10 protein-coding genes are annotated in these 11836 nt (G+C 52.1%); 7 read left to right on the forward strand and 3 right to left on the reverse strand.

Features of this window, described 5'->3' with window-relative positions; all coding sequences use genetic code 11:
• Positions 1-34: 34 nt before the first annotated feature.
• The 7 genes from AC07NP_RS18045 to yejF all read left to right on the forward strand — a co-directional run bounded on the left by AC07NP_RS18045 (position 35) and on the right by yejF (position 9117).
• The gene (locus tag AC07NP_RS18045) at positions 35-748 is read left to right on the forward strand and encodes a phosphatase PAP2 family protein (protein ID WP_494661311.1); all 714 of its coding nucleotides are present in this window, start codon (positions 35-37) and stop codon (positions 746-748) included.
• A gap of 417 nt (positions 749-1165) precedes the next feature.
• Complete coding sequence (gene mepS, locus AC07NP_RS18050) at positions 1166-1735, forward strand: bifunctional murein DD-endopeptidase/murein LD-carboxypeptidase (RefSeq protein ID WP_203360637.1); 570 nt, start codon at positions 1166-1168, stop codon at positions 1733-1735.
• A gap of 189 nt (positions 1736-1924) precedes the next feature.
• Entirely contained in the window at positions 1925-3481 is a 1557-nt protein-coding gene (locus tag AC07NP_RS18055; RefSeq protein ID WP_494661296.1) for a cyclic di-GMP phosphodiesterase, read from the forward strand.
• A gap of 110 nt (positions 3482-3591) precedes the next feature.
• The gene (locus tag AC07NP_RS18060; RefSeq protein ID WP_494661297.1) at positions 3592-5406 is read left to right on the forward strand and encodes an extracellular solute-binding protein; all 1815 of its coding nucleotides are present in this window, start codon (positions 3592-3594) and stop codon (positions 5404-5406) included.
• On the forward strand, positions 5407-6501 hold the full coding sequence (locus AC07NP_RS18065; RefSeq protein WP_203360634.1) for a microcin C ABC transporter permease YejB: 1095 nt from the start codon (positions 5407-5409) through the stop codon (positions 6499-6501). It begins immediately after the preceding gene.
• Positions 6501-7526, forward strand: coding sequence for an ABC transporter permease (locus tag AC07NP_RS18070; RefSeq protein ID WP_494661298.1), 1026 nt, complete (start codon positions 6501-6503; stop codon positions 7524-7526). The genes AC07NP_RS18065 and AC07NP_RS18070 overlap by 1 nt, the downstream gene beginning before the upstream one ends.
• A 1-nt stretch (position 7527) precedes the next feature.
• Complete coding sequence (gene yejF / locus AC07NP_RS18075) at positions 7528-9117, forward strand: microcin C ABC transporter ATP-binding protein YejF (protein ID WP_494661299.1); 1590 nt, start codon at positions 7528-7530, stop codon at positions 9115-9117.
• Positions 9118-9120: 3 nt separating this feature from the next.
• On the opposite strand, the gene AC07NP_RS18080 is transcribed toward yejF, so the two are convergent.
• The 3 genes from AC07NP_RS18080 to rsuA form a co-directional block, all read right to left on the reverse strand.
• A complete protein-coding gene (locus tag AC07NP_RS18080) occupies positions 9121-9465 on the reverse strand; it encodes a YejG family protein (protein WP_192612826.1) in 345 nt (114 codons plus the stop codon).
• A 334-nt stretch (positions 9466-9799) separates the two neighbouring features.
• Positions 9800-10990, reverse strand: a complete 1191-nt coding sequence (locus AC07NP_RS18085; protein WP_203360631.1) for a Bcr/CflA family multidrug efflux MFS transporter — start codon at positions 10988-10990, stop codon at positions 9800-9802.
• 51 nt (positions 10991-11041) lie between these two features.
• Positions 11042-11737: a 16S rRNA pseudouridine(516) synthase RsuA gene (gene rsuA, locus AC07NP_RS18090; protein WP_494661300.1), complete on the reverse strand. Its 696-nt coding sequence runs from the start codon at positions 11735-11737 to the stop codon at positions 11042-11044.
• Positions 11738-11836: the final 99 nt, after the last annotated feature.

Below are 11836 nucleotides of genomic sequence, written 5' to 3' on the forward strand. Positions count from 1 at the left end.
GGTTGCTCCCGATTTTTTGAACGGCGAAACGATGATGAAAACCCGGTATCCCCTCATATTCCTGCTGAATCTCGCTGGACTGGCGTTGTTTTTATCATGGTATCTGCCTGAAAATCACTGGGTCTGGGCCTCCCTCGACGTCGAGGTCTTTCGTTTTTTCAACCACAAGCTGGGTGAAAATCGCCTATTCCTGTGGGGGGTCGCCATTACCAACAATCGGGCGTTCGACGGCTGTTCACTGCTGGCGATGGGGTGTCTGATGTTGCGCTTTTGGCTGAAAGAGACGCCAGCGGGCCGTCGGCAGATCGTCATTATGGGCCTGGTGATGCTGTTAACTGCCGTCGTGCTAAATCAGCTTGGTCAGACGCTTATTCCGGTTAAACGCGCCAGTCCGACGCTCACATTTGATAATATCTATCGCGTGAGTGAACTGTTGCATATTCCCACCAAGGATGCCTCCAGAGACAGTTTTCCCGGCGATCATGGAATGATGCTGCTTATTTTTTCTGCATTCATGCTGCGATATTTCGGAAAAACCGCAGACATTACCGCCCTTATTATATTTGTGGTTTTTGCATTTCCTCGTGTGATGATTGGCGCCCACTGGCTGACAGATATCGTCGTGGGTTCGCTGACGGTGGTACTGATTGGATTACCGTGGTGGTTAATGACGCCATTAAGCGATCGCGTTATTTTCTTATTTGATCACTACCTCCCCGGCGAAAACAAACAAATTTTAAACAAATAACTCACAGTAATTAACATTATCATCAGGGAATATTCTTATCTCCTGAGAGTGAATCTGGATAATTCATCACTGAAACTATCATCCAAAGGGTCATCACATTCCCGTTATAAATTAGTTAATTGCCTATTTTTTACCCCAACTGTACTTAATTTGTTCAATCCCGTTTTTTCACTTTCCGTATCACTTTTTCTTATAAAAAATCACGTAAATTCGCTCGCAATAGCAGGAGTGATCGGGTAATCTCGAACTCGTTTTGCCTCGCCTGGTCATTATTCTCGTTATGAATAAAATTGTGCGTTCTGCCACAGTTTTGACCTTAAGGAATTGTTTCATCATGCGTAGGTAATTAGTCTCGTCACGTTTGGCATTTTTTATAACGATATTTATCGTTAAGGACTTCAAGGGAAAACAAACAAAATGGTCAGATCTCAACCGATTTTGAGATATATCTTGCGGGGAATTCCCGCGATAGCAGTGGCGATTCTGCTCTCTGCATGTACGACAACGAACACCGCGAAAAATATGCATTCTGAGACGCATGCTGTGGGTAATGGAGATAACTCTTCACTGCAAGCCTCTCAGGATGAATTTGAAAATATGGTTCGTAACCTCGATGTAAAATCGCGGATTATGGATCAGTATGCTGACTGGAAAGGTGTGCGTTACCGCCTTGGCGGCAGCACCAAAAAAGGTATTGATTGTTCCAGCTTTGTACAGCGTACATTCCGCGAACAATTTGGTTTAGAGCTTCCACGCTCAACCTACGAGCAACAGGAGACGGGTAAATCCGTTTCGCGCAGTAATCTGCGCACCGGCGATCTGGTGCTGTTCCGGGCAGGTTCAACAGGTCGTCATGTCGGTATTTACATCGGCAACAACCAGTTTGTTCATGCTTCAACCAGCAGTGGCGTGATTATCTCCAGTATGAACGAGCCTTACTGGAAAAAACGTTACAACGAAGCGCGCCGGGTTCTGAGCCGCAGTTAACCGTTCGTTTGAAAGCTATCCCTTGGCTATCCTGACGAGACACAAAAAAAGCACTGCAGACGCAGTGCTTTTTTTTTGCGCTGTAGTAATGCCCCGCAGAAAAGTATGACTATCACCGGTGTTCCAGGCTATAGTCTTGTAAATCAATTAGTTTAATATTAAGCGGCCCTATCAGGTAAACCAGGAACTATGTTCACAAGCGCCTCCTCGTCCGGTAGAAAAATCCTGTTCACCTGTGTAGCGACGGGGGTTGTGGTCGCCTTGCTCATCAGTAGCCTGCAGTTTTTAATGTCATGGCACAAACGCGAAGTCAAATACGACACGCTGATTTCAGATGTACAACACTACCTGGTGAGCTATTTTGCCGACCTCAAAGCCACCACCGACCAGCTCCAGCCGCTGACCTTAAATTCCTGTCAGCACGTCGCCGCTGATCTGACCTCCCGCGCGGCATTTAGCCTTAACGTGCGCGCCTTTTTGCTCATCAAAGAGAATAAAGCATTCTGCTCCTCAGCCACCGGGCCGATGAACACAGCGCTTAAAGCACTGGTGCCAGCCCTCGACACACGTAAAAAAATCGATATGGCCCTATTGCCTGGCACCCCAATGATGCCGGACAAACCCGCAATGGCGATTTGGTACCAGAATCCGTTGTTACCGGAAAGCGGGGTATTCACCTCACTCAATATCAATCTGACGCCGTACCTGCTGTACACCTCCCGACAGGAAGATTTTGACGGAATCGCACTGATTGTGGGCAATACCGCCCTCTCAACGTTTTCTAGTCATTTAATGACATTAAACGAGCTGACAGACACGCCAACACGTGAGGCCGCGGTGAAAGGCGTCCCCCTGAAGATTCGCCTGTACGGCAACAGCTGGACCTATACCGACTTGTGGTATGCCCTGATGCTTGGGTGTATGGGGGGGATCGTTGCAGGCTTGCTCTGCTACTACATCAACTCTATCCGGATGCGCCCCGGAAAAGAGATTCTGACGGCCATCAAGCGCAATCAGTTTTATGTGGTTTACCAACCCGTCGTAGAGACGAAAACCCTGAAGGTTACCGGTCTGGAAGTGCTCTTACGCTGGCGACATCCGACGGTCGGTGAAATTCCGCCTGATGTCTTCATCCATTATGCAGAAGCGCAGCAATTGATTGTGCCGCTGACGCAACACCTGTTCGAGTTGATTGCCCGCGACGCGCCTACATTGCAAAAAGTACTCCCCGTCGGCGCGAAGTTTGGCATCAATATTGCCCCGGACCATCTGCACAGCGAGAGCTTTAAAGAAGATATTCGCCGCCTGGGTGCGTCCTTACCTCGGCATCATTTTCAGGTAGTACTGGAAATGACCGAACGCGACATGCTCAAACACCAGGAAGCCACGAAACTGTTTGATTGGCTGCATGCTGCAGGATTCGAAATTGCCATTGATGATTTCGGGACAGGCCATAGCGCGCTTATTTATCTGGAACGTTTCACGCTGGACTACCTGAAAATCGATCGGGGCTTCGTCAATGCCATTGGTACGGAAACCGTCACATCTCCGGTGCTGGATGCCGTCCTGACGCTATCTAAGCGCCTGAATATGCTTACTGTTGCAGAAGGCGTTGAAACCCCTGAGCAGGCAAAATGGCTACGCGACCACGGTGTTAATTTCCTCCAGGGATACTGGATAAGCCGACCTTTACCGCTGGACGATTTCTTACTCTGGCTTGCCGTTTCCCCTACACCCAGGTGGTAACGACAGCCTGCTGCGTCGAATGGATTCACAATGCGCGCTACGTCACTTATTATTCAGTCATGACGCTTGCCGGACAGTGGCAGGTGCTGAAAAGAGGAAATCACGCCTAAATGATGACTCGCGTAATCGTGTTGTTTGTCGCCCTGTTGAGTTTCGGCGTTCAGGCTCAGACCATTAAAGAAAGTTACGCCTTTGCCGTATTGGGTGAGCCGAAATACGCCTTCAACTTTGAACACTTTGATTATGTGAATCCCGCCGCACCGAAAGGCGGCCAAATGACGCTGTCTGCCGTTGGCACATTTGATAACTTCAATCGTTACTCGATGCGTGGAAACCCGGGCGTTCGCACCGACTCTCTCTATGACACGCTGTTTACCACCTCGGATGACGAGCCCGGAAGCTACTACCCGCTGGTTGCTGAAAAAGCCCGTTACGCGGACGATTATTCATGGGTGGAAATCGCCATCAATCCGCGCGCACGTTATCATGATGGCTCTCCGATCACCGCCAGCGACGTTGCATTCACCTTTCACAAATTTATGACCGAAGGGGTACCACAGTTCCGTCTGGTGTACAAAGGAACGACCGTCAAAGCCATAGCGCCCCTCACCGTGCGCATTGAGCTCGCCAAACCCGGCAAAGAAGATATGCTCAGTCTGTTTTCTTTACCCATCATGCCGGAAAAATTCTGGAAAAATCACAAACTCAGCGACCCGCTCTCTTCCCCTCCACTCGCCAGCGGCCCGTATCGCATCACCCAGTGGAAAATGGGCCAGTATATTATCTATTCACGCGTTAAAGATTACTGGGCGGCCAGTCTGCCGGTAAACCGCGGGCGCTGGAATCTCGATACCATTCGCTATGACTACTACCTGGATGACAATGTGGCGTTCGAAGCGTTTAAAGCCGGAGCGTTTGACCTGCGACTGGAAAACGATGCTAAAAACTGGGCAACCCGTTACACCGGTAAAAATTTCGCCAATCATTACATCGTCAAAGAAGAACAGAAGAATGAGTCCGCGCAGGACACCCGCTGGCTGGCGTTTAACATTCAGCGCCCGGTGTTTCAGGAAAGGCGTGTGCGTGAAGCCATCACCCTCGCCTTTGATTTTGAATGGATGAATAAGGCATTGTTTTATAATGCCTGGAGCCGCACAAGCAGCTATTTCCAGAATACCGAATATGCCGCCAGCCAGTATCCCGATGCGGATGAGTTAGTCCTGCTCGCCCCGATGAAAAACGATCTGCCGCCAGAAGTCTTCAGCCAGATTTACCATCCTCCTGTGTCACGTGGAGATGGCTACAACCGTGAAAATCTGCTGAAAGCCGGAGAGCTGCTCACTCAGGCGGGATGGATCCTAAAAGGACAACAGCGAATCAGCAGTACCACCGGTAAACCGCTGGCGTTTGAACTGCTGCTTCCGGCGGGGGGAAACAGCCAGTGGGTTCTGCCCTTCCAGCACAATCTGCAACGCCTGGGCATTACGATGGAGATCCGCCAGGTCGACAATTCGCAAATCACCAATCGCATGCGCAGCCGCGACTATGACATGATGCCGCGGTTGTGGCGCGCCATGCCGTGGCCCAGTTCCGATCTGCAAATCTCCTGGGCCTCTGAGTATATTGATTCCAGCTATAACTCTCCCGGCGTGCAGAGCCCGGTGATTGATAAACTGATTGCGCAGATCATTGCCGCGCAAGGCAATAAAGCCAAACTGGTTCCGCTGGGGCGGGCGCTGGATCGGGTATTGACGTGGAATTACTACATGCTGCCCATGTGGTATATGGCAGAAGACAGACTGGCCTGGTGGGACAAATTCTCCCATCCGGCTATCCGTCCCATTTATACCATTGGGCTGGAGACCTGGTGGTATGACGTCAATAAAGCCGCGAAACTTCCGGCGGCCAGACGACAAGGAGAATAAATGGGCGCCTATCTGATTCGACGCTTGTTGCTGGTGATCCCCACGCTCTGGGCCATTATTACCATCAACTTTTTTATCGTGCAGATTGCGCCAGGAGGGCCGGTTGACCAGGCCATTGCCGCGATTGAATTCGGTCAATCAGGCGCATTGCCCGGCACCGGAGGCGAAGGTTTACGCGCCAGCCACGCACAGACCGGGGTTGGCAATATCAGCGACAGCCAATACCGTGGGGGTCGCGGGCTTGACCCTGAGGTGATTGCCGAAATTACACGGCGTTACGGCTTTGATAAACCGCTTCACGAACGTTACTTCACCATGTTGTGGAACTACGTCCGCTTTGATTTTGGCGACAGCCTGTTTCGCAGCGCTTCCGTGTTGACGCTCATTAAAGACAGCCTGCCCGTCTCCATCACGTTGGGCTTATGGAGTACGCTCATCATCTATCTGGTGTCGATACCGCTGGGCATCCGTAAAGCGGTCCATAACGGCAGCCGGTTTGACGTGTGGAGCAGCGCCTTTATCATCATCGGCTACGCCATCCCCGCGTTCCTGTTCGCCATTCTCTTGATTGTTTTCTTTGCCGGCGGCAGCTACTACGACCTCTTCCCGCTGCGGGGCCTGGTCTCTGCCAATTTTGACTCGCTGCCCTGGTATCAGAAAATCACCGATTATCTCTGGCATATCGCGTTGCCGGTGCTGGCAACAGTGATTGGCGGTTTTGCCGCCCTGACCATGCTAACAAAGAACTCGTTTCTCGATGAGGTTCGCAAACAGTATGTTGTCACGGCGCGCGCCAAAGGCGTCAGCGAAAACAACATTTTGTGGAAGCACGTTTTCCGTAACGCCATGCTGCTGGTCATTGCCGGTTTTCCGGCCACATTTATCAGCATGTTTTTCACCGGCTCACTGCTGATTGAGGTGATGTTCTCATTAAACGGGCTGGGATTACTGGGCTATGAAGCGACCGTGTCCCGTGACTACCCGGTGATGTTTGGCACGTTGTATATTTTCACCCTGATCGGCTTGCTGCTGAACATCCTCAGCGATATCAGCTATACGCTGGTTGATCCACGTATTGATTTTGAGGGACGCTAATGCCGCGATTAAGCCCTGTAAACCAGGCCCGCTGGGCGCGTTTTCGCCACAATCGTCGGGGCTACTGGTCACTGTGGATTTTCCTTGTGCTCTTCAGCCTGAGTTTATGCTCTGAGCTCATTGCCAATGATAAACCGCTGTTGATTCGCTATGACCAGAGCTGGTATTTCCCGCTGGTAAAAAATTACAGTGAAAGCGATTTTGGCGGCCCGTTTGCGACTCAGGCGGACTATCAGGACCCCTGGCTGCAACAGCAGCTTGAGCAGCGGGGTTGGGTTCTGTGGGCACCTGTCAGATTCGGCGCCACCAGCATTAACTTTGCGACCCAACAGCCCTTCCCGTCGCCACCGTCTACGCAAAACTGGCTGGGAACCGATGCCAACGGCGGCGATGTGCTGGCGCGGATCCTGTATGGCACGCGCATCTCCATCTTATTCGGGCTGATGCTCACCCTTTGCTCCAGCATCATGGGGGTTCTGGCCGGTGCCTTGCAGGGATACTACGGGGGAAAAGTCGATCTGTGGGGGCAACGTTTAATCGAAGTCTGGTCTGGAATGCCAACGCTGTTTCTGATTATTCTCCTCTCAAGCGTCGTGCAACCCAATTTTTGGTGGCTGCTGGCGATTACGGTGATCTTTGGCTGGATGAGTCTTGTCGGGGTGGTGCGCGCGGAGTTTTTACGCACCCGCAATTTCGACTACATTCGCGCTGCACAGGCGTTAGGCGTCAGCGATCGCAGTATCATTCTGCGTCATATGCTGCCCAACGCGATGGTCGCCACGCTGACCTTTATCCCCTTCATTTTGTGCAGTTCGATTACGACACTGACATCGCTCGATTTTCTGGGGTTCGGTTTACCGCTGGGATCGCCCTCTCTCGGTGAATTACTCCTGCAAGGCAAAAATAACCTGCAGGCGCCGTGGCTCGGGATCACCGCATTCTTGTCGGTGGCGGTGCTGCTGTCGCTGCTGATTTTTATTGGCGAAGCCGTGCGCGACGCGTTTGATCCCAACAAGGCGGTATAGCATGACGCAACCTCTGTTAGCGATAGATCGTTTATCGGTCGGTTTTAGCAAGCAAGGGATCATACGCACGGTGGTCAACGATGTCTCTCTGTGCGTTGAGGCAGGCGAAACGCTGGTGCTGGTTGGCGAGTCAGGCTCGGGGAAAAGCGTCACCGCGCTGTCTATTTTACGCCTGCTGCCTTCCCCACCCGCCGTGTACCTTGCTGGCGATATTCGTTTTCATGGCGAGTCGCTGCTGACTGCCAGCGAGCACACCCTGCGCGGTGTGCGCGGGAATAAGATTGCCATGATTTTTCAGGAGCCGATGGTGTCACTCAATCCCCTGCACTCCCTGGAAAAGCAGCTCTATGAGGTGCTCTCTTTACACCGGGGGATGCGTCGGGAAGCCGCCAGAGGCGAAATCCTGAGCTGTCTGGATCGCGTCGGCATTCGTCACGCCGCACGGCGGCTCGGAGATTATCCCCACCAGCTCTCCGGCGGCGAGCGTCAGCGCGTGATGATCGCCATGGCGCTATTAACCCGACCGGAGCTGCTGATTGCCGATGAACCGACTACGGCGCTGGACGTCTCGGTACAGGCGCAAATCCTGCAGCTGTTACGTGAATTGCAGCGCGAGTTGAATATGGGAATGCTGTTTATTACCCATAATCTGAGCATTGTGAAGAAGCTGGCCGACACCATCGCCGTTATGCAAAACGGTCAATGCGTGGAGCAAAACCGCGCACAACCGTTGCTCAATGCCCCGACCCATCCGTACACGCAAAAATTATTAAACAGCGAGCCGTCTGGCGATCCGGTGCCGTTATCCGCCCAACAGACACCGCTGCTCGAAGTCAGTCAACTCCGCGTCGCCTTCCCGATTCGTAAAGGAATTCTAAAACGCGTTATCGACCAAAACGAAGTGGTGAAAAACGTCAGTTTCAGTCTGCAACCCGGCGAAACGCTGGGACTGGTGGGTGAATCCGGCTCTGGCAAAAGTACCACCGGTCTGGCGCTGTTGCGGCTAATCGCCTCGCAGGGTCGCATTGTGTTTGATGGTCAGCCGTTGCATAGCTTAAGCCGCCGTCAGCTTTTACCGGTGCGTCACCGCATTCAGGTGGTTTTTCAGGATCCGAACTCATCCCTGAATCCACGGCTAAGCGTGTTGCAAATTATCGAAGAAGGGTTACGCGTCCACCAGCCAGCGCTTTCAGCGCAACAACGCGAACAGCAGGTCATATCGGTGATGGCGGAGGTCGGTCTGGACGGCGAAACCCGTCATCGCTACCCCGCAGAGTTTTCCGGCGGCCAACGTCAGCGAATTGCTATCGCCAGGGCGTTAATTTTAAAACCCTCGCTGATCATTCTCGACGAACCCACTTCTTCACTGGATAAGACTGTCCAGGCGCAAATCCTGGCGCTATTGAAGTCGCTGCAGCAAAAGCATCGCCTGGCCTATATTTTCATTAGCCACGACTTGCACGTTGTGCGCGCATTGTGCCATCAGGTTATTGTGCTGCGACAAGGAGAAGTTGTAGAGCAAGGGCCATGCGAGCAGGTGTTTACCGCACCGCAGCAAGCGTATACGCGTCAGTTGCTCGCGCTAAGCTGACGCTCAAAATGGATTGTTGTTTGAAAAAGGCTCGGCAATGGCAACACCAAAATTTTTCAGGCGACAGGTCGCGGCGAACTCATCCTGACGGTTAACGAACAGGCACGGTTCGCCTTCGCATTCCAGTACAGAACAAGGGACTTCAATATCGCTCAGCGCCTGACTGAGTTTATGCATCACCGGCCACGCGCTGTCGCCATCCGGGCTCAGCAATTTAAGCGCCACCAGGCTGTTTTCGGTGCTCTGGCCATTCTGCGGAATCGGTTCAACTTTCGAACCTGCAAAACCCGCTGACCAACGATAGTTCTGTGGCAAGCGATGAACGATTGAGAGCTGTAATGTATTCACTTTTATTCCCCGGAAGCACAATAACTTCACAATTTGTTTACATCCATTTTAACACATCATTGACAACCCGTCCTTAAACGGATCGAAAACGCCGGTATCCACGACTCGTGCGGCTTATACTGCCGATTGTTAAAATATTATTGACCGGTGCGGACAGATTTGCGGGCTATATTTACCCGTTTCTGCGATCTAACTCAACCTTTTTAACTACAATGATGTGACTTTTTACATAAATTGATTTTACATAAAATAAACATCTTTGGGTTGAATGAGCGATTTGAGGTTGATGTACATCAACAAAGGGAGCCTTACAGCTCCCATGTTGTGCATTTTATCACCTTTTTTTCGGGCGACTCGCGTAGAGGTAGAAGAGGATCGAGCCGGTTGCACAAAATGCAATTGACCAAATCATCGGCCAGGCCGAGTTAAATGTCGCCAGCGACAGCAGTGCGCCAACAATAGCGCCGATGCCGAAACGGAAAGTCCCCGCCAGTGAAGAGGCGGTTCCCGCCATGTGGGGGAATTCATCCAGAATGACGGCCATCGCGTTGGATGACACCATCGAAACACATCCCACAAACGCTGCGACCCCCACGACCAGCGCCCAGAAACCGAACCCAAACAGCGCGCTCAAAACCAGCCAACCCGCCATCACAAACTGGATCCATAACCCGGTACGGAACATGTTTAATGCCCCGACCCGGCGCACGAATCGGCTATTAATAATCGTCATCACAAACAAGAACACGATGTTCAGCGCGAAGTAATAGCCAAAATGTTGTGGAGAGACGTGATTTACCTCGATGTAGACAAACGGCCCGGCGCTGAGGAAGGAGAACATCCCTGCAAAACTAAAGCCGCTGGCCAGCATGTAACTCAGCACGCGTTTATGACGAAATAGCGAGGCAAAGTTCCCCATGGTCGTGCGCAGACGGAAAGGCTGACGGCGCTCAACGGGAAGCGTCTCTTTAATCAGCGTGAAGATCATGACGGACGCCAGAATCGCCGCCACCGCCAGGATCCAAAAGATGTAGTGCCAGCTCAACCACACCAGCACCCACCCGCCGACAATCGGCGCCATCAACGGCGCAATGGTGGTGACCAGCATGACAAACGACATCATGCGCGAGAACTCTTCTTTCGGGTAGATGTCGCGCATCAGAGCATTGATCACCACGCTCGCCGCTGCCGCCGCCAGACCGTGGAAGAAACGCATGACAATCAGTTGATCAATGGTTTGCGCCAGCGCGCAGGCCACCGCCGCCGCTGCAAAGATCAGCGTCCCTCCGAGGATCACCGGTTTACGCCCAAGGCTGTCCGCCATTGGGCCGTAGATCAACTGCCCCACCGCGAACCCCAGAATATAGGTACTGAGCGTCATCTGCGCGCTACCTGCCGGCACGCCAAACTGTTCGGAGATAACCGGCAGCGCAGGGAGATACATATCAATCGACAATGGCATCAGCATGGCCAGCAGGCCAAGGATAAAGACAATGGCAAATGATGAGTGCTGTCGGGTGGTCACAAAGAGACTCCTGAATTTAGTTAGCTGGAGGTTAAAACCTGGCCACAAGGTTTAGCCAACGCTGGCAATTTCTGCTTCTGTCAGAGGGCGGTATTCACCCGGCTCCAGATCAGCATCCAGTACGATCGCGCCGATACGTTCACGGTGCAGTTCCACAACGTGATTTCCGACAGCGGCAAACATACGTTTTACCTGGTGATAGCGCCCCTCACTGATCGTCAAACGCACCTGCGTTGGCGTGATCACCTCAAGCATCGCAGGTTTAGTGAGATCTTTCTCATTATGTAGCTGAACGCCTTGTGCAAATTGTGCGGCAGTCTCCTCTGCCACCGGTGATTCCAGCGTCACCAGGTAGGTTTTTTCGCAATGATGACGTGGGGATGTGATCCGATGCGACCACTGTCCATCATCCGTCATCAGCACCAGTCCGGTGGTATCAATGTCCAGACGCCCCGCCGCATGCAATTTATGCGCAACCGGTTCATCAAGAAAATAGAGCACGGTCGGATGATCCGGATCTTCCGTCGAGCAGACATATCCCTGAGGTTTATTCAGCATGAAGTAGCGCGGTCCATTTTGCTGAACCAGCGAATTGCCGTCATATTCTACGGCATGTTCTGGCAGCAGTTTAAACGCGGTATTTCTGATGATTTCGCCATCCACGGTAACGCGGTGAGCACGGATTTCGCGCCCGGCAATAGCACGGCTGACGCCGAGTTGCTGAGCGATAAATTTATCAAGTCGCATGAGAGTGATTTTGCCTGTAATAATACGGAAATCGAGCGTTTCGCCCGAGAATTGAAGCCGTTATCCGCTCAGTATAACGGGGTCTATACTTCGCTCAAA

It is taken from the genome of Citrobacter sp. GW821-FHT07H02, assembly GCF_059418505.1.

Excerpts from the sequence above, each read along its gene's own strand:
- AC07NP_RS18045 (WP_494661311.1), top strand. The coding sequence starts at position 35 with ATGAAAACCCGGTATCCCCTCATATTCCTGCTGAATCTCGCTGGACTG.
- mepS (WP_203360637.1), top strand. The coding sequence starts at position 1,166 with ATGGTCAGATCTCAACCGATTTTGAGATATATCTTGCGGGGAATTCCC.
- AC07NP_RS18055 (WP_494661296.1), top strand. The coding sequence starts at position 1,925 with ATGTTCACAAGCGCCTCCTCGTCCGGTAGAAAAATCCTGTTCACCTGT.
- AC07NP_RS18060 (WP_494661297.1), top strand. The coding sequence starts at position 3,592 with ATGATGACTCGCGTAATCGTGTTGTTTGTCGCCCTGTTGAGTTTCGGC.
- AC07NP_RS18065 (WP_203360634.1), top strand. The coding sequence starts at position 5,407 with ATGGGCGCCTATCTGATTCGACGCTTGTTGCTGGTGATCCCCACGCTC.
- AC07NP_RS18070 (WP_494661298.1), top strand. The coding sequence starts at position 6,501 with ATGCCGCGATTAAGCCCTGTAAACCAGGCCCGCTGGGCGCGTTTTCGC.
- yejF (WP_494661299.1), top strand. The coding sequence starts at position 7,528 with ATGACGCAACCTCTGTTAGCGATAGATCGTTTATCGGTCGGTTTTAGC.
- rsuA (WP_494661300.1), bottom strand. The coding sequence starts at position 11,737 with ATGCGACTTGATAAATTTATCGCTCAGCAACTCGGCGTCAGCCGTGCT.